The sequence below is a fragment of the Catellatospora chokoriensis genome (genome assembly GCF_011297315.1).
Lineage (GTDB): Bacteria > Actinomycetota > Actinomycetes > Mycobacteriales > Micromonosporaceae > Catellatospora > Catellatospora citrea.
The window spans coordinates 13,048-32,318 of sequence record NZ_JAAOTI010000004.1 but is presented as its reverse complement, the minus strand read 5'-3'; the positions used below and the strand labels follow the sequence as shown (position 1 = coordinate 32,318).

General features: G+C 72.9%; 19 protein-coding genes and 1 pseudogene. 13 read left to right on the top strand and 7 right to left on the bottom strand.

Features of this window, described 5'->3' with window-relative positions:
* The first annotated feature begins 5 nt into the window (after positions 1 to 5).
* Entirely contained in the window at positions 6 to 542 is a 537-nt protein-coding gene (locus tag HAV39_RS07320) for a hypothetical protein (RefSeq protein ID WP_191838448.1), read from the top strand.
* 3 nt (positions 543 to 545) lie between these two features.
* Here the strand turns inward: HAV39_RS07320 and HAV39_RS07315 are convergent, their stop codons facing one another.
* Positions 546 to 1,673, bottom strand: a complete 1,128-nt coding sequence (locus tag HAV39_RS07315) for a sensor histidine kinase (RefSeq protein ID WP_191838447.1) — start codon at positions 1,671 to 1,673, stop codon at positions 546 to 548.
* On the bottom strand, positions 1,670 to 2,326 hold the full coding sequence (locus HAV39_RS07310) for a response regulator transcription factor (RefSeq protein ID WP_191838446.1): 657 nt from the start codon (positions 2,324 to 2,326) through the stop codon (positions 1,670 to 1,672). The genes HAV39_RS07315 and HAV39_RS07310 overlap by 4 nt, the downstream gene beginning before the upstream one ends.
* 111 nt (positions 2,327 to 2,437) lie before the next feature.
* On the opposite strand from HAV39_RS07310, the gene HAV39_RS07305 reads away from it, so the two are divergent.
* From HAV39_RS07305 to HAV39_RS07285, 5 genes are all read left to right on the top strand, one after another.
* On the top strand, positions 2,438 to 2,962 hold the full coding sequence (locus HAV39_RS07305; protein ID WP_239120464.1) for a hypothetical protein: 525 nt from the start codon (positions 2,438 to 2,440) through the stop codon (positions 2,960 to 2,962).
* Entirely contained in the window at positions 2,959 to 4,008 is a 1,050-nt protein-coding gene (locus tag HAV39_RS07300; RefSeq protein WP_191838445.1) for an efflux RND transporter periplasmic adaptor subunit, read from the top strand. Before HAV39_RS07305 ends, HAV39_RS07300 begins: the two co-directional genes overlap by 4 nt.
* A gap of 14 nt (positions 4,009 to 4,022) precedes the next feature.
* Complete coding sequence (locus tag HAV39_RS07295; protein WP_191838721.1) at positions 4,023 to 4,688, top strand: ABC transporter ATP-binding protein; 666 nt, start codon at positions 4,023 to 4,025, stop codon at positions 4,686 to 4,688.
* Positions 4,689 to 4,750: 62 nt separating this feature from the next.
* A complete protein-coding gene (locus HAV39_RS07290; RefSeq protein WP_373311701.1) occupies positions 4,751 to 5,983 on the top strand; it encodes an ABC transporter permease in 1,233 nt (410 codons plus the stop codon).
* A gap of 125 nt (positions 5,984 to 6,108) precedes the next feature.
* Entirely contained in the window at positions 6,109 to 7,908 is a 1,800-nt protein-coding gene (locus HAV39_RS07285) for a hypothetical protein (protein ID WP_191838443.1), read from the top strand.
* Positions 7,909 to 7,993: 85 nt separating this feature from the next.
* Here the strand turns inward: HAV39_RS07285 and HAV39_RS07280 are convergent, their stop codons facing one another.
* Positions 7,994 to 9,664: a DUF885 domain-containing protein gene (locus HAV39_RS07280; RefSeq protein WP_191838442.1), complete on the bottom strand. Its 1,671-nt coding sequence runs from the start codon at positions 9,662 to 9,664 to the stop codon at positions 7,994 to 7,996.
* A gap of 121 nt (positions 9,665 to 9,785) precedes the next feature.
* Between HAV39_RS07280 and HAV39_RS07275 the strand changes: the two genes are divergently transcribed.
* Positions 9,786 to 10,736, top strand: coding sequence for a DMT family transporter (locus HAV39_RS07275; RefSeq protein WP_239120465.1), 951 nt, complete (start codon positions 9,786 to 9,788; stop codon positions 10,734 to 10,736).
* 258 nt (positions 10,737 to 10,994) lie between these two features.
* Here the strand turns inward: HAV39_RS07275 and HAV39_RS07270 are convergent.
* A pseudogene (locus HAV39_RS07270) lies at positions 10,995 to 11,780 on the bottom strand (PHP domain-containing protein); the annotation flags it as partial.
* Between the two features lie 280 nt (positions 11,781 to 12,060).
* Between HAV39_RS07270 and HAV39_RS07265 the strand changes: the two are divergent.
* Positions 12,061 to 13,050, top strand: coding sequence for a hypothetical protein (locus tag HAV39_RS07265; RefSeq protein ID WP_191838440.1), 990 nt, complete (start codon positions 12,061 to 12,063; stop codon positions 13,048 to 13,050).
* A 61-nt stretch (positions 13,051 to 13,111) separates the two neighbouring features.
* Here the strand turns inward: HAV39_RS07265 and HAV39_RS07260 are convergent, their stop codons facing one another.
* The gene (locus tag HAV39_RS07260; protein WP_191838439.1) at positions 13,112 to 14,269 is read right to left on the bottom strand and encodes a PQQ-binding-like beta-propeller repeat protein; all 1,158 of its coding nucleotides are present in this window, start codon (positions 14,267 to 14,269) and stop codon (positions 13,112 to 13,114) included.
* Between the two features lie 92 nt (positions 14,270 to 14,361).
* On the opposite strand from HAV39_RS07260, the gene HAV39_RS07255 reads away from it, so the two are divergent.
* The 5 genes from HAV39_RS07255 (at position 14,362) to tadA (ending at position 17,145) form a co-directional block, all read left to right on the top strand.
* On the top strand, positions 14,362 to 15,357 hold the full coding sequence (locus tag HAV39_RS07255) for a prephenate dehydrogenase/arogenate dehydrogenase family protein (protein WP_239120466.1): 996 nt from the start codon (positions 14,362 to 14,364) through the stop codon (positions 15,355 to 15,357).
* Positions 15,358 to 15,403: 46 nt separating this feature from the next.
* A complete protein-coding gene (locus HAV39_RS07250; RefSeq protein ID WP_191838437.1) occupies positions 15,404 to 15,712 on the top strand; it encodes a hypothetical protein in 309 nt (102 codons plus the stop codon).
* Between the two features lie 133 nt (positions 15,713 to 15,845).
* Complete coding sequence (locus tag HAV39_RS07245) at positions 15,846 to 16,055, top strand: hypothetical protein (RefSeq protein ID WP_120317745.1); 210 nt, start codon at positions 15,846 to 15,848, stop codon at positions 16,053 to 16,055.
* A 110-nt stretch (positions 16,056 to 16,165) separates the two neighbouring features.
* A complete protein-coding gene (locus HAV39_RS07240; protein ID WP_191838436.1) occupies positions 16,166 to 16,675 on the top strand; it encodes a tRNA adenosine deaminase-associated protein in 510 nt (169 codons plus the stop codon).
* The gene (gene tadA / locus HAV39_RS07235; protein ID WP_223124402.1) at positions 16,672 to 17,145 is read left to right on the top strand and encodes a tRNA adenosine(34) deaminase TadA; all 474 of its coding nucleotides are present in this window, start codon (positions 16,672 to 16,674) and stop codon (positions 17,143 to 17,145) included. The genes HAV39_RS07240 and tadA overlap by 4 nt, the downstream gene beginning before the upstream one ends.
* On the opposite strand, the gene HAV39_RS07230 is transcribed toward tadA, so the two are convergent.
* Together HAV39_RS07230 and HAV39_RS07225 are read right to left on the bottom strand one after the other, a co-directional pair.
* Positions 17,135 to 17,935 (bottom strand): MaoC/PaaZ C-terminal domain-containing protein, encoded by an 801-nt coding sequence (locus HAV39_RS07230; protein WP_191838435.1) that lies wholly within the window; start codon positions 17,933 to 17,935, stop codon positions 17,135 to 17,137. The two genes, tadA and HAV39_RS07230, sit on opposite strands and share 11 nt — an antisense overlap.
* A complete protein-coding gene (locus tag HAV39_RS07225) occupies positions 17,935 to 19,236 on the bottom strand; it encodes a 3-oxoacyl-ACP reductase (protein WP_191838434.1) in 1,302 nt (433 codons plus the stop codon). The genes HAV39_RS07230 and HAV39_RS07225 overlap by 1 nt, the downstream gene beginning before the upstream one ends.
* Positions 19,237 to 19,271: the final 35 nt, after the last annotated feature.

The following is a 19,271-nucleotide window of genomic DNA, read 5'->3' as shown; positions in this document are numbered from 1 at the left end:
CCTCAATGAAGCACGCTATCCGCACCCGGGAGTCGGACGTCACCGTGGAAGCGCCGATGGACGACCTGGTCGCGGGCCTGGCGAAGGCCAACCGCGGCCCGTGGCTGACCCGTAGCACCGGCACCATGCTGGCGCTCGTGCTGGCCCTCGGCGGTTTCCTCGCCGGCGTCCAGGTCCAGAAGAACTTCGGCACCACCGCGGCCGCCGCGACCACCGGCGGGGCGACCGGCAACCGGCCCGGCGGTTTCCGCGGCGGCACCGGCGCGTTCTCCGGCGGCCAGCAGGGCGCGTTCCCGGGCGGCCAGCAGGCAGCCGCCGCGCCGATCACCGGGAAGGTCAAGTTGGTCGACGGCACCACCGTCTACCTGGAGACCTCCGACGGCCGCCTGCTCACCGTGAAGACCGGCGACGCCACCACGGTGCAGACCACCGACAAGATCACCCTCAAGGACCTGGCCGCCGGCACCGACGTCACCGTCCAGGGCACCACCGCCGACACCACCGTCACCGCCACCACGATCACGGCCGCGGCAGGTAAGTGATCGTCAGAGGGTGGTGGTGAGGGTCAGGCCGCCGCCGGGGCGGGGGGTGGCGGTGACGGCGCCGTGGTGGGCCTGGGCGATGGCGCGGACGATGGACAAGCCCAGGCCGAGGCCGCGGGACGGGCCGCCGACGCGCTCGCGGCCGAGGCGGCGGAAGGGCTGGAAGATCGCTTCCATCTCGTACGCCGGCACGACCGGCCCGCTGTTCACCACCACGAGCCGGGCCCGCCCGTCCACGGTGGCGGTCTCCACCCGCAGCCACCCGTCGGGCACGTTGTGCCGGACCGCGTTCTCGACCAGGTTCTGCACCAGCCGCTCCAGCAGCACCGGGTCGCCGGTGACCGGGGCCGGGTCGAGCAGGCTGGTCACCGCGGGTCCACCGGCCGGCAGCGCCTCCAGCACGTACTCGGCGACGTCGGCCAGGTCGACCGGGGTCTGCTCGGCCACCTCGTGCTCGCTGTCGGCGAGCATCAGGAGCCCGTCGATGAGCCGCTCGTGGCGCTCGTTGACCTTCAGCAGCGCCTCGCCGAGCTGCTGCGCGTCGGCGCTCGCCTCGGGGCGGGTGATGGCCAGCTCCACCAGCGCGCGGTTCAGCGCCAGCGGCGTACGCAGTTCGTGCGACGCGTTGGCCACGAAGCGCCGCTGCCCGTCGAAGGAGTGGTCGAGCCGGCTCAGCATCGCGTCGAACGTGTCGGCGAGCTGCTTGACCTCGTCCTTCGGCCCGTTCAGGGCGATCCGCTCGTGCAGACCGCGGCCCCCGGCGCTCGCCGCGATCCGGCCCGCGGTCGCGGTGATGCGGTGCAGCGGCTGCAAAGCGCGTCCGGCCAGCACCCAGGCGACACCGGTCGCGGCGGTCAGCACCAGGGCGAGCGCGATGCCGCCCTGGGTGAGGATCGTGGTGAGGGTCGCCTGGTTCGACTCCTCGGTCTTGGCCTGCAGCAGCTCGCGCAGCGCCTTGAAGTCGCCGCCGGTCTTCAGCAGGTCGGTGACGATCATCTTGCTGTCGAACGGGTCGGCGTCCATCTGCCAGCGCACCAGGAAGTAGGTGATGGCCAGCAGGGCCAGCCCGGCGACGGTGAACAGCACGACGTAGAGCAGGGTCAGCCGGGCGCGGATGGTCAGCCTGTTCACGGTATGCGGTACCCCACTCCGGCGACGGTCTCGATCGGCTGCGGCTCGCCGAGCTTGCGGCGCAGCTTCATCACGGTCACCCGTACCACGTTGGTGAACGGGTCGATGTGCTCGTCCCAGGCCCGTTCGAGCAGCTGCTCGGCGGAGACCACCGCCCCGTCGGCGCGCAGCAGCTCGGCCAGCACGGCGAACTCCTTGCGGGCCAGGCCGAGGTCGCGGCCGTCGCGCTCGGCGGTGCGCCGGGCCGGGTCGAGCAGGATGCCGGCCCGCTGCAGCACGGCCGGGTTGCGCACGACCGCCCGGCGGGCCAGCGCGTGCACCCGTGCCGCCAGCTCGACCATCGCGAACGGCTTGACCAGGTAGTCGTCGGCGCCCAGCGCCAGCCCGGCTACCCGCTCGCGCACGGCCGCGGCGGCGGTCAGCATCAGCACCCGGGTCTGCGGCAGCCGGTCGGAGATCTCCCGGCACAGCTCGTCTCCCGGCCGCCCCGGCAGGTCACGATCGAGGACCACCACGTCGTACGGGTGCACGGCGAGCCGTTCGTGCGCGGTGTCCCCGTCGTAGGCCACGTCCACGGCGAACGCCTCGCGCCGCAGCCACTCGGCCACGGCGTCCGCCAGCACGTCCTCGTCCTCCACCACCAGTACCCGCACGCGGCAATGATGCCCGCGCACCGGTAACCGGCGCATAACCAAGATCGAGGTGTCCGGCGGCGGGCGATTGCGGTTACGCGGGGGATACGCGGCGGCGGGTCTGATGGCGGCATGAGGACGAGACTGATGGCCGTGGCCGCCGTGCTGGCATGGGTGCCGGTGCTGGCGGCGTGCGGTGCGAGCAAGGACGAGGGTGTGGCGACGGCGGGCGGGGCCCGGCCGGGCGCTTCGGCCTCGGCGGCGGCGCTGGACAAGCAGGAGCAGGGGCGCCGGTTCGCCGCCTGCATGCGCGAGCACGGCGTGGACATGCCCGACCCCGAACCGGGTGACCAGATGCGGGCCGACCTGGCGAAGGTCGACAAGGACAAGCTGGCCCCCGCGATGGAGGCGTGCAAGACGCTGCTGCCGGGCGGCGGCGAGGCGCTCCAGCTCGACCCGCAGCAGGTGGAGAAGCTGCGCACCTTCGCCAAGTGCATGCGGGAGAACGGGGTGGAGGAGTTCCCCGAACCCGACGACACCGGCAAGCTGCGCTTGGAGGGCGCGCTCGGCGACTGGCGCACCAGCCCGGAGTTCAGCAAGGCGCTGGAGAAGTGCCGGGCGATCGTCCCCGACTTCAAGGGCGGCGGTGGCAAATGAGGGCCCGCTACCTGATCGGCGGCGCCGCGGTGCTCGCGGTCGCCGCGGCGGCGGGGCTGGCCGTGGGCCTGCCGAAACTGTCCGGCGGCGAGCAGGCCGCCGCGGCCGGGCCGGCCGAGACGGCCACGGTGACGCGGCAGACGCTGTCGGACACCGAGACCAAGAGCGGCACCCTGGGCTACGGCGCGGAGTACACCGTCGGGGCGCGCAGCTCGGGCACGGTCACCTGGCTGGCCGGGGAGAATGCGGTGATCGGCCGCGGCAAGCCGCTGTTCCGCATCGACGACCAGCCGGTGCTGCTGCTGTACGGGGCCCTGCCCGCATACCGGCAGCTGCGCAGCGGGGTTGAGGGCACGGACGTGAAGCAGCTGGAGCAGAACCTGCAGGCGCTCGGCTACGACGGTTTCACGGTGGACCGCGAGTTCACCGCGTCCACCGCGAGCGCGGTGCGGGAATGGCAGGAGGACCTCGGCCTGGCCGAGACGGGCATGGTCGAGCCGGGCCGGATCGTCTTCGCGAGCGGCCCGGTGCGCGTCGACGCGCTCAGCGCGTCCGTCGGTGACCTGGTGCAGCCTGGCACGCCGGTGCTGACCCGCAGCGGGGTGGACCGGGCGGTCGTGGTGGAGCTGGAGGTCGCCGACGAGCGGCTGGCCGAGGTCGGCGCGGCCGTCGAGGTCGAGCTGCCCGACGGCAAGCGGGTGCCCGGCAAGGTCGGCGCGGTGCAGACGGTCATCGCACCGGGCGTCAACGGCGCCGACCCGACCACGAACCTGGAGGTCACCGTGTCGCTGGCGGCGAAAGCGGCGGTGCAGGGCTTCCACCAGGCCGCCGTCGACGTCGACTTCACCGCGGAGACACGCGAGGGCGTGCTGACCGTGCCGGTGGCGGCGCTGCTGGCGCTGGCCGAGGGCGGTTACGGCGTCGAGGTCGTCGAGGGCGGCACGAGCCGGATCGTCGCGGTGCAGACCGGGCTGTTCGCGGCCGGAAGGGTCGAGGTCAGCGGGGACGGCCTGGCCGAGGGCACGGTCGTCGGGATGCCGTCGTGACCGGCGTGCCCCCGATGATCGCCCTCACCGGCGTCGCGAAGGTCTATCCGGGCGGGGTGACCGCGCTGGCCGGGGTGAGCCTGCGGATCGAGCGTGGCGAGTCGGCCGCGATCGTCGGCCCGTCCGGCTCGGGCAAGTCGACGATGCTGCACATGGTCGGCGCGCTGGACCGGCCCACGGGCGGCCGCGTCGAGATCGACGGGTACGACCTCGCGGACCTGTCGGACCGGCAGCTGTCGGCGCTGCGCGGCAGCCGGATCGGGTTCGTGTTCCAGCAGTTCCATCTCGCCACGGGCATGTCCTGCGTGGACAACGTCGCCGACGGCCTGCTCTACGCGGGAGTGCCGCTGCGGGAGCGCCGGGAGCGGGCGACCGCCGCGCTGGCCCGCGTCGGGCTGGCGCACCGGCTGGGGCACCGGCCGCACGAGCTGTCCGGCGGTGAGCGGCAGCGGGTCGCCATCGCCCGCGCCGTGGTCGGCGACCCGCCGCTGCTGCTGGCCGACGAGCCCACCGGCAACCTGGACTCGCATTCCGGCGAGGCCGTCCTGGACCTGCTGCGCGAACTGAACGCGGCCGGCACCACCCTGGTCGTGATCACCCACGACCGGGAGATCGCCGCGTCCTTCCCCCGCGTGATCGCCCTGCGCGACGGCGCCCTCGTCACGGAGGTCCCCGCATGACCCCGCCAAGATCACCCGACTTGCCAGGCAACCGGGCGAAAGGACGGTCAAGATACGCACAGGTGCCGGGCAAGTCGAGCGATCATGGGGGCGCGCGGGCGGCGGGGCTGGCCGCGCCGCGATTGCGGTGGGCGGATCTGGTGCGGGTGGGGGCGGTCGGGCTGCGTACCCGGCCGACCCGGGCGCTGCTGTCGGCCCTGGGCATCGCCATCGGGATCGCGGCCATGGTCGCCGTGGTCGGCATCTCCGCCTCGTCGCGGGCAGAGCTGGACCAGACGCTGGACCGGCTCGGCACCAACCTGCTCACCGTCAGCCCCGGCAGCAACCTGTTCGGACAGGACGCGAAGCTGCCGCTGGAGGCGGCCACGATGATCGAGCGGATCGGCCCGGTCACCGATGTGTCCGCGGTGGGCCGGATCGACACCAAGGTCTACCGCACCGACCGGATCCCCAAGGCGGAGAGCGGCAGCCTGGGCGTACGCGCCGTCGACCTGGACCTGCCCGCCACGGTCGGCGCGGAACTGGCCGACGGGACCTGGCTGAACGCGGCGACGGCCCGCTACCCGGCGACGGTGCTGGGGGCGACCGCGGCGAGCCGGCTCGGGGTCACCGAGGCGGGGCCGGACCGGCAGGTGTGGCTGGGCGGCCGCTGGTTCACCGTGGTCGGCATCCTGCGGCCGGTGCCGCTGGCCGCCGAGCTGGACAGCGCCGCCCTGGTCGGCCGGCCCGCGGCCGAGTCATATCTGGGCTTCGACGGGCATGCCACGACGGTGTACACCCGGTCGCCGGAGTCCCAGGTGGTGGCGGTGAGCGAGGTGCTGGCGGCGACCGCGAACCCGGAGGCGCCCAACGAGGTCAAGGTGTCCCGCCCGTCGGACGCGCTCGCCGCGCAACTGGCCACCGACAAGGCGTTCACCGGGCTGCTGCTGGGCCTGGGCGCGGTGGCGCTGCTGGTCGGCGGGGTCGGGGTGGCCAACACCATGGTCATCTCGGTGCTGGAGCGACGGGCCGAGATCGGCCTGCGGCGGTCCCTCGGGGCGACCCGTGGCCAGGTGCGGGGTCAGTTCCTGACCGAGTCGCTGCTGCTGGCGGCATTGGGCGGGGTCGGCGGGGTGCTGCTGGGCGGGCTGGTGACCACGGCGTACGCCCTCATCCAGGGCTGGCCCGGGGTCGTGCCCGCCTGGGCGACCCTCGGCGGCCTCGCCGTCACCCTGGTGATCGGGGGCGTCGCGGGCCTCTACCCGGCCGTCCGCGCCGCCCGGCTGTCCCCGACCGAGGCGCTCGCCACGCCGTGACCGGGCTCGCATCCCGTTGCCGCTCCACGGTTTGATCGCGGTCCGAAATGGTGTATCGCGCCAGGTGGCGCGTTGTTAGGCTCCCCGTCGTTCGCGGACAGGTCCGCGAACGACGGGGAGGTTCCATGAAAACAAGAAGACTGCTGGCGGGGGCCGTATCGCTCACCGCGGCAGCGGCCGTCGCACTGCTCGGCGGCCAGGCCCCCGCCGCGGCCTACGAGGACGCGTCGATCTCAGCCTCGGCCTGGGCGTACACCAGGTCCGACCAGGCTCGGACGAGCTTCGTCAACCAGGCGGTCAACGCGCCGGTGGGGCGGCAGGAACCGGCGACGGGCGAGAAGTACCGGTCGCGGTTCTATTTCACCTTCGACCTGGCCGGGTTCGACGGCCGGAAGGTGACCCAGGCCACCCTGTTCGCCCAGGAGAAAACGGTGACCGACTGCGGCGCGCAGGCGCCGTTGGAGCTGTGGCGCACCGCGCCGATCGGCAGCAGCCCGACGTGGCGCAACCCGCCCGCGGAGCTGGAGAAGCTGGGCACGCCGGCCCGCAACGAGGGCACCGGTTGCCCCGGTTACCTCAAGTTCGACCTGCTCGCCACGGTCCTTGCGGCGAAGGCGCGGGGCGAGGCGAAGCTGACCCTGGAACTGCGCGTCGCGGAGGGCAGCGAGGGCGGGCTGCGGTTCGGCCGGACCTTCTTCTACCGGCCCGGCCTGCAGTTCACGGCCAATACCGTGCCGACGATCGGCAACCAGCGGCTGTACTTCAAGAACGAGTGCGGCACGCAGAGCGCGCCGACCATCGTCGCGGGTTCGAGCGCGGGCGTGATGCTCGCGGCGACGGTGACCGACCCGGACCACGACGACGAGACCGCCGAGTTCGCGGCCTGGCCGGTCGACCAGCCAGAGCAGCGCCGCACCTACCCGGGTGGCAGCTACGGCGTGGGCGACATCCGGCGGTACATCCCGACGGACGTCTACCCGCACGGCACGGTCGTGGCCTGGTCCGCGCGCGCGGACGACCGGCACGACCAGTCCGAGTGGGCCGCGCCCTGCTACTTCGCGGTCGACTCGGTCGCCCCGGCGCACGCTCCGCTGATCAGCTCGCAGATGTACCCGGAGAGCAACGGCGAGCCGCCGACCACGGGTGGCGTGGGCATCCCGGGCACGTTCACGCTCGACGCCCAGGGCGACCAGGACGTGGTGCGGTACTTCTTCCGGGACGCGTCCGGGCGCAGCCAGATGGTGGACGCCCCGGCCCCGGGCGCCGCGGTGAGCATCACCTACACGCCGGGCCGCGTGGGCCAGAACACGGTCTACGCCGCCGGGGTCGACCGGGCGGGCAACCAGGGTCCGGAGAAGAGCTACTTCTTCCTGGCGCGGGACACCCGGCCCCAGGTGACGCTCGAGATGAACGGCGTCAACGTGCCCAGCCGGCTCGTGCTCTCGTCGATCGTCGCGGGCATCACGTCGTACCGGTACAGCGTCGACGGCGGCCCCGAGGTCACGGTGCAGGCCGGGGCGGACGGCAGTGCCACGGCCGATGTGGTGTTCACCGAGGTGGGCTACCGGCAGATCGCCGTCTCCAGCTACACCGCGGACGGGAAGGCAGGGGTGTGGAGCGGCCAGGTCAGGGTCCACGACCAGCCGAACGTCACCTCGACCGGCTACGACGGCGCGTATCACGTGGGGCAGGTCGGCACGCCGCTGACCTGGACCTTCCGTCCGCGCGGGGCGAACGTGGTGGCGTACGAGTACCTGTTCGAATGGGAGTCCGAGCTGCACCAGGTCGAGGCCGGCCCGGACGGCGTCGCGGTCCTGGACCTGACGCCGACCTCGTCGGGCGTCTACCTGCTGCTGGTGCGCAGCGTGTACGCCGACGGCTCGGTGTCCGAACTGACCGACGACACGTACCTCCTGATCGACTGACGACAGGAACGGCGCGGCAGCCCTCGCGCCGGGAGACGGAACGGGCCGGTGGTCGAGACCGCCGGCCCGTTCCCGTTCGCGGGGCTCAGAGGCGGGCGAGCGCCTTGCGCAGCGGGTCCAGGCCGAGCGAACCCAGGTCGAGCGCGTCGGAGTGGAACTGCCGCAGGTCGAACGCGGCGCCCTTGCGGGCCTTGGCGTCGTCGCGGGCCTGCAGCCAGATCCGCTCGCCGACCTTGTACGACGGGGCCTGCCCCGGCCAGCCGAGGTAGCGGTTGAGCTCGAAGCGCAGGTTCTCGTCGGGCACCCGGCAGTGCGCCCGCAGGAACTCCCAGCCCAGCTCGGGGGTCCACCGCTCGCCGGGGTGGAAGCCGAACGGGTTGTCCCGCGGGATCTCCAGCTCCAGGTGCATGCCGATGTCGACGATGACGCGGGCGGCGCGGAACGCCTGCCCGTCGAGCATGCCGAGCTTGTCGGCCGGGTCGGCCAGGTAACCGAGGTCGTCCATGAGCCGCTCGCTGTACAGCGCCCAGCCCTCGCCGTGGCCGGAGGACCAGCTCAGCAGCCGCTGCCAGCGGTTGAGCTTGTCCGCCTGGTATGCCGCCTGGGCGACCTGCAGGTGGTGGCCCGGAGCGCCCTCGTGGTAGACCGTGGTCACCTCGCGCCAGGTGGAGAAGTCGTTGACGCCCTGCGGCACGGCCCACCACATCCGGCCGGGACGGGTGAAGTCCTCGCTCGGCCCGGTGTAGTAGATGCCGCCGTCGCTGGTCGGGGCGAGGCAGCACTCGATGCGCCGGATGGCCTCGGGGATGTCGAAGTGGGTGCCGTTCAGGTCGCTGATGGCCTTCTCGGCCAGCTGCTGCATCCAGTCGCGGAACTGCTCCTTGCCCTGGATCTTGTACTTCGGGTCGGCGTCGAGCTTGGCCACCGCCTCGTCGATGGAGGCGCCGGGGCCGGCGATGGCCGCGGACACGGTCCGCATCTCGGTCTCCAGCCGGTGCAGCTCCTCGAAGCCCCAGGCGTACGTCTCGTCCAGGTCGACGCGCGCGCCGAGGAAGTACTGCGAGGCCAGCTCGTAGCGCTCGCGCCCGGCGGCCTCCTTCTCCCGCCCGAGCGGGGCCAGCTCGGCGCGCAGGAACGCCCCGAACTCGCGGGTCGCCTCGTTGGCGGCCGCCGCGCCGCGGTCGAGCTCGGCGCGCAGCGCGCCGCCGGCCTCGATGCGCCGGGCCAGGCCGAAGTAGAAGTCGTCACCGTCGGTGCTGGTCCAGATGTCGCACTGCTTGGCGACCTCTTCGATCTGGCGGCGCGCGCTGACCTTGCCTGCGCGGGCGGCGTCCAGCAGGGTCTGCCGGTACTGCGTGAGCGCGGTGGGGAAGGCGTTGAGCCGGGCGGCGATGTTGGCGACCGACTCCTCGGTGTCGGTCGACATCAGGTCGAACGTGGCCCGCAGGTTGTGCAGCGCGCTGGAGATGACGTTGAGCTCGCTGGTCACCTCGCCCGCGTCGAACCGGGCGACGCCGAGCTCCATCCGCTCGATCATGGCCTCCCGGGCGACGAACTCGCGCTCGTTCTCGGGCTCGATCGCGCGCAGTTCTGCCAGCGTGCGGCGGTCCAGGTCCGCGCCGGCGGCGAAGCCGTCCGCGGTGAGGTCATCCAGTTTGTCGTCATAGCCGCTGATACCGACATAGGTGGCGCCGGTGGGGCTCAGCGGCGCCCACTCGTCGACATAGCGATCGGCCAGGTCATCAACTCGTCCCATGCGTGGAAACCTAGCCGACCGGCCCGCCTCGGCGCAGGCGAGATAGTCGTGGCGGAAATCGGCCGTGCGATGTCCGGAACCCGCTGGCTCCGGACCTGCCGACTCTGGCAGTGTGTCAGGGGTGACCACCACGATTGCTCCTGACACCACCGCGTCCGCCACCAGGTCCGCCTGGTTGCCCGCGTTCGCGGCCAATGCGGTCATCTGGGGCTCGAGCTTCATTTTCATCAAGATCGGGGTACGGGAGCTGCACCCGACCTGGGTCGCCGCCGGGCGGATCGTCATCGGCGCGTTGACGCTGCTGGCGCTGCTGCTGATCGCCGGGCAGCGGCTGCCGGGCGACCGCCGGCTGTGGGGTCACATGCTGCTGCCGGGCGTGGTGGGCGTGGCGCTGCCGTTCACCCTTTTCGCGTACGGCGAGGAGCGGGTCGACAGCCTCGTCGCCGGCATCTGGAACGCCACCACGGCACTGTGGGTGCTGCCGTTCGCGGTGCTGGTCTACCGCACCGAGAAGTTCACCGCCCGCTCCGCCGGCGGCCTGCTGATCGGGTTCGCGGGCGTGCTCATCGTGCTCGGCTTCTGGCACGACACCGGGGCGTCCTCGCTGACCGGGCAGCTCATGTGCGGGGCGGCGGCCGCCTGCTACGGCGTGTCGATCCCGTACCTCAAGCGCTTCGTCACCGGGCGCGACTTCGGCGGCGTACGCCCGTCCGGGGTGTCGCTGGCGTTCGCGCAGACCACCGTCGCGGCGCTGGCCTCGGTGCTGGCCGCGCTGCTGGTGTCCGGCATGCCGCCCGCGGTGACCGACCTGTCCTGGCCGGTCATCGGCTCGGTGATCGCGCTGGGCGTGTTCGGCAGCGGCATCGCGTTCGCCCTGAACATGCGGGTCATCGCGGCCGCGGGCGCCTCGATGGCCGCGTTCGTCACCTACCTGGTTCCGGTGGTGGCCACCCTGCTCGGCATCCTCGTGCTGGGCGAGTCCATGCACTGGAACCAGCCCGTCGGCGCGCTGATCGTCCTGCTCGGCGTGGCCGTCGCCCAGGGTGCCCTCTCCCGCCGCCGCCCCACCTGACCGCCACCGCCCCACCTGACCGCCACCGCCCCACCTGACCGCCACCGCCCCACCTGACCGCCGCGGCCCCGCCCCGCCGCCGCGCCCCGCCGCCGCGCCCCGCCGTCGCGCCACGCCGCGCGCCGTCGCGCCACGCGACAAGATCGCTCGACTTGCCTGGCAATCGTGCGTATCTTGACCGCGCATTCGCCCAGTTGCCTGGCAAGTCGAGTGATCAAGGCGGCCTGTGTGGGCGATCAAGGCGGCCTGTGTGGCCGATCAGGGCTGGCCGTGTGAGCGGGTCCAGGACAGGAGGTCGTCAGCGGGGAGGGTGTTGACGATGCGGTCGGGGGTGATGCCGGCGGCCTCGGCGCGGGCGCAGCCGTTGGGCAGCCAGCCGAGCTGGGCGACCGCGTGGGCGTCGGAGTTGATCGCGAACTGCAGGCCGTCCACCTTCGCCGCCTTGCGGAGCAGGTTCGACGGCGGGTCGAGGCGATCCGGCCGGGAGTTGATCTCGACGGCCTTGCCGTGGCGGGCCGCCGCGGCGAACACCGCGTCCACGTCGAAGCTGCTCGGTGCGCGCCGCCGGGGTGCGCCGCCGCGCGAGGCGTGCCGGGAGTCGGTGGCCACCGGCAGCTTGCGGCCGGTGCAGTGGCCCAGGATGTCCAGGTGCGGATCGGCCAGCGCGGTGAGCAGCCGCCGGGTCATCTTCGCCCGGTCCATCCGCAGCTCGCTGTGCACCGAGCCGACCACGACGTCGAGCCGTGCCAGCAGTTCGGGCTCCTGGTCGAGGCGCCCGTCGGGCGTGATGTCGACCTCGATGCCGGTCAGCACCCGGAAACCCGTGCCCGCCAGCGCGTCGTTCACCGCCGCCACGGCGTCGAGCTGGCGGCGCAGGCGTTGCGGGGACAGCCCGTTCGCGATGGTGAGCCGGGGCGAGTGATCGGTCAGCACCACGTAGTCGTGGCCTTGCGCGGCTGCCGCGGCGACCATCGCCTCCAGGGTGTCGCCGCCGTCGGACCAGTCGGTGTGCACGTGGCAGTCCCCGCGCAGCAGGGCCCGCAGCCCACCTGATCCGCTCATCCCGCCAGGCTAGCGCTCGCCCGGCGAACCCCAGGCGGGGAAGGGGATTGTCGCCGTCGGGGGGTCGCGATAAGGTCCGGCAGCCGCGTCGCGCGATTCGCGCCACGATCAGGCTCCACGATGGACGAAGCCTTGCGCCAGCGGTCGTGGACCGGCGCCGAGCCGGACAGCAAGAGCCGTGAGGTGCTGCACGAGGTGTTCGCACCGTACGCCGGGGAGTGACCGCATGCCGGTGGAGCCGATGCCGACGGGAGAGTATCGCGTGATCCAGCAACGCCAGCCTGACCCGCACCACCCCGCGACCGAGGCCGTGACGCGGACCGGCGGCCTGATCGGGGCGTTCGACTACGGCGAGCCCGCCCGGCCGGCCGCGTCCGGAGACGTCGTCGCCGCCGCGCACGAGGCGGAGGCGCGCGAGGGGCGGGGCTGGTCGATCGGCGACTTCCGGCTGCTCACCATGCTCGTCGGGGCGCTGATCGGGGCGGGCATCGCCTGGACCAGCAAGCCGCACCCGATGACGTTCGTCGTGGTCGCCGCACTGCTGGGTGCCGCGGCCGGCGAGTCGTTCGGGTTCGGCCTGTCCCGGTGGGCCGAGGTGCGCCGGTTGCACGTCATCGTGCGGTGGCGGGTGTGGGTGTCCATGCTCACCGTGCTCGCGGTCGCCGGCGGCCTGGTCTGGGCGACGCCGTTCGTGCTGGGCAACAAGGGCGGCGTGGACAACCTGACCGACCGCGGGATCGCGCTGTCGGCCCTGGCCATCATCGGTGGGATGACCAGCGCGGCGACGCTCGGTGCGGTGAAGCAGGTGGTCGCCGACCCGCTGCCGGGCACCCCCGGGCAGCAGCTGGACGCGCTGCTGCGGCTGCGCCGGATGTGCTCGCGCATGCTGAGCCAGCTCGGCATCCTCGTGCTGCTGGTGATGGCGGTCAACGCCGTCGCGATCGGCTTCGGCGAGGAGCTCGACAAGGGCGTGGTGCTCTATTCCGGAGTGGTCGCGTCGTTCGTGGTCGGCACGATGTTCGCCCCGACCGCGGCGACCCTGCGCCGGCGCGGGCAGCTCTACCTGGAGCGGCACTTCTCCCTGGACCAGGTGCCGACCGGTGAGCTGATCGAGGCGGCGGAGAACAAGGGGAAGCTGGAGAAGCTGCTCGGGCTCGACCAGACCACGTTCGGCGAGCTGAAGGCCGGTCTCGTCGTGCTCTCCCCGGTGGTCGCCGGTCTGATCGCGGTGATGATCCAGGAAGTCAAGTAGCGGTGACGTAGAAAGGGGCTCCCGCCGTCGGCGGGAGCCCCTTTCTGCGATCAAGGCCGGATCACCAGCCGCTGTCCAGGAAACCCGGGCGGCTGACCAGGTTGAACAGCGCGAAGCGGCGTTGCGGGTTGCCGTTGATCGCGGTGTACGCCCCCGCGGCGACCAGCTGCCCCAGGTCCCGGTTGGCGCTGAGGGTGTTCACGCCGACCGAGCCGTTGCCGTTCGCGGTCCATGGCAGCAGCTCGCCGGCGGTGGTGACCGCGGCCAGCTTGACCCGCCGGTCCGAGCCGTCGAGGCAGACGCCCTTGTTGCCGACGTTGGCGCCGCGGCACACGTTGTCGAAGTGCCCGCCGAGGTAGACCGTGCCGTCGAGCACCGCGACCGCCTGCACGTCGCCGTCGGTGGTGATGGTCCACCGCGCGTTGCCGGCCAGGTCCATCGCGGTGGCCCGGCCGCCGCCGCCGTCGATCCCGGCGTACAGCGTGCCGCCGTCCAGGGCCAGGTCGTGCACCATCGCCGTGACGTGGGACCAGAAGCCCAGGTCGACCTCGCCGCGCGCCGGGTCGACCGCGGCCACCTTGCCGGTGCCCTTGAGCCAGTTCACCGCGTTGAACCGCCCGCCGAGGTAGACCCGGTCGGAGGAGACCAGCACGGCCCGCACGATGTCGTTGACGTGCGGCCGCCAGTTCGGGTCCAGCGCGCCGGTGTTCGCGTCGAACGCGGCGGCCCGGGTGCGCTCCTGGCCGTTCACGCTGGTGATGGAGCCGCCTAGGTAGACCCGGCCGTGCCCGACCGCGATCGCGTACGGCGTGCCGGAGATCGAGTGCTTGAAGGTGCTCTGCACCGCGCCCGACGTGCTGATCTTGGCGAGATTGTCGCGGTTGACGCCGTTCACCTTGTGGAACGAACCGGCGGCGTAGACACCTCCCCCGTCCACGGTCAGCGCGGTCACCCTCGCGTCCGCACCGGGGTTCCAGGGCAGCAGCGCGCCGGTCCGCGCGTCCACGGCCGCCAGCCGTGACCGCCCGACCGACTTGCCGTTGCTGGTGGCCGAGGTGAAGTCGCCGCCGACGTAGATGGTGCTGCCCCAGTACGCGGTGGCGAGCACCTCCCCGTTGAAGGTCACCGAAGGAGCGGGGGACGGATTCACCGGCGCGGCCAGGACGGCGGTGAAGGCCAGCGGTGAGATCAGCACGCCCAGCGCCGCGGTCACCGTCATATTGCGCAATGTTGAACATTTCAGCACGTCATGCCCAACGAGGCACCCACCGGGCCGACGCTCCCGCGCTCCCGGTGTGGCAGGCTGCGCGTGTGAACATCGCGGTGATCGGACTCGGACTCATCGGCGGATCACTCATGCGCGCCCTGTCCGCCGCCGGGCACCGCGTGCTCGGGTTCGACGCGGACCCGGAGACGCGGGCCACGGCCCGCAGCGCCGCGGCCCGGGTGCCCGCGGCGCAGCGCTGGCAGATCACCGCGACCATCCGTGACGCCGCGGCCGACGCCGAGCTGGTGGTGCTGGCGGTGCCGCTGCCCGCGCTGGACGATGTGCTCGACGCGCTGACGGCCTGCGGCTACCACGGCCTGATCACGGATGTGACCTCGGTGAAGGGGCCGGTGCGCGAGGCGGTCGCGGCCCGGCTGCGCCGGGCGGCCAACCCGCTCGCAGGCTTCGTCGGCGGGCACCCGATGACGGGCAAGTCCGTGTCCGGTTTCGCCTCCGGCGATCCTGCCCTGTTCACGGGCTGCGCCTGGGTGCTGTGCCTGGACGAGGCGACCGGCCTGGACGACTGGCTCACCGTGGCCGGCCTGATCACCGCGCTCGGCGCCCGGGTGGTGCCCGCGACCAGCGCCGAGCACGACCGCGCGGTGGCGGTCATCAGCCACGTGCCGCACCTGCTGGCGCTGGCTCTGGCGGCCACGGCCGCGAGCGACCCGCTGGCGCTGACCCTGGCCGCGGGCTCGTTCCGGGACGGCACCCGGGTCGCCGGCAGCCGGCCGGAGCTGGTCGCCGCGATGTGCGGCGGCAACGCCGCGGCGGTGCTGACCGCGCTCGGTGACGTGCAGGAGCGGCTGGACGAGGCGGCCAAGGCCCTGGAGGGACGGGACCCGCTGCGCGCGATCCGTGACTGGGCCAAGGACGGGCACGCCGCCCGGCAGGCCTGGCCGCCCGCACCCGGCCGCCCCGAGCAGGTCCCGGTGCGGGTGGAGACGCTGCTGCGGCTGGGCCGCGCCGGCGGCTGGATCACCGAGGTCGCGGCGGACCGCCGTACCGTGACGGCGTTCCTGCCGGTTGAAGGTGAGTGAGCGAGCGTAGCGCGCGAACCGTCGACGAGCGCGGCAAGGAGCAGGCATGACCCAGCTTCGGACGCGCCCGACTTTGCGTGAACCCCACCCGGTGCGGCCGTGGGCGGTGGTCGCCGGCGCGCTGGCGGCCGGGGTGTGGCTGCTGTCGTTCGGCATGTTCGGGGTGACCCTGGGCGGCTATGTCGGCTGGACCGTGCTGGCGGGCCTGCTCGCCTGGGCCGCCGCGCTGGCCCTCACCCGGTACGGCGACCGCGGGGTCGCGGCGGGGGTCGCCGCGGCGACCGGTGTCGCCTGGGCCGCGGCGGCACTCTCCGTAATCGCCGAGTGGATCCGTCGAGGAGCCTGGCCACTGTGAGTGACCTTGTGTTAAACCCCGGAGACAAGCCCGTCGGCGGTACGACGCTGAGGAGCGGTGGTCACGAAGCGTCACCAAACAACCGCGTTCCCGGACTTGACGCGGGTCACACTCGCGCGGCACTCTCGGCTGTATGTGGACGCCGCAGCAGCCAGATCCGGACCGTTGTCGCCGGCGCCTGCAGCTGCTCGCCGAGCTGTCCGGAGGCACCGGCCGCGAGCGGTTGCTGCCGGTCGTGGGCGGCACCTCCAGCGTCGCGCGTGCCGTCCGGGGGGCCGGCAAGGGCGTCGCGGCCGACAAACTCCGCGAGCTGATCGCGACGCGTCGGCGACTGGCGGGCTGACTGGTCGTTGTCAGATCAGGGTCATCACTCGGCGGACCGCCGGCTGGTGCCCGTCTCGCGGGTGATCCGGGGATCGCTCGTAGCCCATATCGACACCATTTGGGGGGACCGTGTCGTACTTCGCCGCCGCGGTGGTCCGAGGCCGGTCCGGCTGGGCCGCCAGCGAACTGAACCTGCATGACGCGGCAGACGTGGACGAGGTGGCCGACCTGCTACGCGAGGCCGACCCGGCCGCCGACGTCTCCTTGATGTTCGTCGAGTCCGACGACGCATACCTGGTCGTCCTGCGCCTCGACGAGGGTGAGGACCTGCGGATCTTCGGCTCGGACTCCGCCTTCGCCGACGAGTCCCGCCTCGGCAAGCTGCTGCTCGTCGACGTCGAGGCCCCGGTCGTGGAGATCGACGAGGTCGAGGCGGCCGACGACGACGAGGACCGCCCCGCCGCCGACCCCACCGCCGACCCGGTGGGCGACGCCGACCTGCTGGCCGACCTCGGCGTCTCCGCGCACAAGCTGCTGGCCCTCTGCGCCACCGACGGCCTGCTGCCCGCCGACGTCACGGCTGAGGTGTGCCAGGCGATCGGCTGCGGCGACGAGGTCGAGGAGCTGCGGGAGTCTTGAGACCCCGGGCGCGGCACGAACAGTGGATGCGCCGCGCCCTCGACGTCGCCGCGGGCTGCGACGACAGCGCGGACGTGCCGGTCGGCGCGGTGGTGTACGCCCCCGACGGCACGGAACTGGCCGTCGGGCGCAACGAGCGGGAGGCCGCCCACGATCCGACCGCGCACGCCGAGATCCTCGCACTGCGGGCCGCCGCCGCCCGGCTCGGCGCATGGCGGCTGGAGGGCTGCACCCTGGTGGTGACCCTCGAACCATGCACCATGTGCGCGGGCGCGATCGTGCTGGCCCGCATCGGCACCGTGGTCTTCGGCGCCTGGGAGCCGAAGACCGGCGCGGCCGGCTCGCTCTGGGACGTGCTGCGCGACCGCCGCCTCAACCACCGCCCCGAGGTCTACTCCGGGGTCCTGGCCGACGAGTCCGCCGCGATGCTCCGCACCTTCTTCGACCGGACCGGCCCGCTCACGCCGTGATCGTGCCGGTCAGGTGGGGCTTGGCGGTGCGGGCGTCCCGGAGGGCGAACTCGCGGCCGGTGAAGGTGAAGCCGACGGTGGCGGGCAGCAGGATCGGCAGCTTGAACGCGACGTCCACGGTGTAGGACGCGGGCAGCCGCCCTTCCAGCGCGGCCAGGCAGCGGGCCTTGCTCCACATGCCGTGCGCGATGGGTTTCGGGAAGCCGAACAGCCGCGCACCCGCCCATGAGGTGTGGATGGGGTTGTGGTCGCCGGACGCCTCGGCGTACGCGGTGCCGGTCGAGGTCGGCACCCGCCACGTGGCGTGCGGAGGCGAGGCCGGGGCGGGTTCACGGGCCGGGCGCTCGCCCTTCGGCTCACCCGACGGGCCCTTGCGCAGGTAGGTCGACACGTCCCGCCACACCACCACACCGTCCACCGACGCTGTCGTGATCACGTCGTACTGCCGGCCGCGCGGGTGGTCGCGCAGGTCCCGCGCGTGCACCGCGAGGTCGAGCACGTCGCCCGCGGTGAGCTGCCGGTGCTGCTCGATCCGGTTGGCCACGTGTACCCCGCCGACGACCGGGAACGGGAAGTCGCGCCGGGTCATCAGGTCGAGCTGCAGCCCGAAGCCCAGCACGTGCGGATACGTGATCGGCAGCCGGTCGCTCAGGCCGAAGCCGCACACCCGCTGGTAGCGGGCCAGGTGCTCGGGGTCGACGGTGACCCTGGCGGTCAGCGTGTCGTCGGGCAGCGTGCTCGGCCGGGGGAAGGGCAGCACGGACAGCGCGGCGCGCAGCATGCTGGGCATCAGGCCCCCAGCAGCGACTGGCCGCAGACCCGGACCACGTTGCCGGTCACCGCGGCCGAGCCGGGCGCGGCGAACCAGGCCACCGTCTCGGCGACGTCGACCGGCAGGCCGCCCTGGGACAGGCTGTTCATCCGCCGCCCGACCTCGCGGATCAGTATCGGCATCTTCGCGGTCATCGCGGTCTCGATGAAGCCGGGCGCGACCGCGTTGACGGTGACGCCCTGCGCGGCGAGCACGGGCGCGAGCCCGCGCACCCAGCCGATCACACCGGCCTTGCTGGCGGCGTAGTTGGTCTGCCCGCGGTTGCCGGCGATGCCCGCGATCGAGGCGACGCCGACGATGCGCCCGCCCGCCGGGATCAGCCCCGCGTCGAGCAGCGCCTCGGTGACGTGCGCCGGGGCGATCAAGTTGACCTTGAGCACGCTGTCCCAGCGGGTGAGGTCCATGTTCGCGAGCGTCTTGTCGCGGGTGATGCCGGCGTTGTGCACCAGCACGTCGAGCCGACCGTGCCGGTCCCGGACGTGCTCGACCAGCCGCTGCGCGGCGTCGGCACCGGTCAGATCCAGCTGGTACGCCTCCCCGCGCACCTCGTTGGCGACCTTGGCGAGGTCGTCCCCGGCCGACGGCACGTCCAGGCAGATCACGTGCGCCCCGTCGCGGGCCAGCACCCGGGCCATGGCCGCGCCGATGCCCCGCGCCGCCCCGGTCACCAGCGCGACCTTGCCGGTCAGGTCCTTCGTCTGCGGTGCGGGTGTCGCGTCCACGGTGATCGTCTGCCCGCTGACGTACGCCGACTTCGTCGAGAGCAGGAACTCCAGCGTCGAGCGCAGCGCGGCGACGTCGGCCTCCGGGTGCACCCGCACCAGCTGGGCCGTGGTGCCCCGGCCGAACTCCTTGCCGACGCTGCGCACGAAGCCGTCCAGCGCCTGCTGCGCGGCGGCCTGGCCGGGGTCGGCGGCGCTGCTCAGCGGCAGGCCCAGCACGATCACGCGGCCGGCCGGGGTGAGCGAGCGCGCCACCGGGTGGAAGAAGTCGTAGAGCGCCCGCAGCCCGCCGGGCGTGGTGATGCCGGTGGCGTCGAAGACCAGCGCGTGGTGCTTCTCGCCCTGCTCGTTCGACCCGAGCAGCTTGGCCAGCTCCTCGTAGCGCGGGCCGTCGGACGGACCGACCAGCACCGGCCCGGGGATGAGCGCATCGCCCGACCGGTAGCGCGGCAGCCGCGGCGGATCGGGCAGCCCGAGCCGCTTGACTAGCGCCCGCCCCGGCCCGGACCTTGCGAAACTTGTGTAACGGTCGCTCATGCGGTAGACCTTACTCGCGAGTAAGGTTTGACACC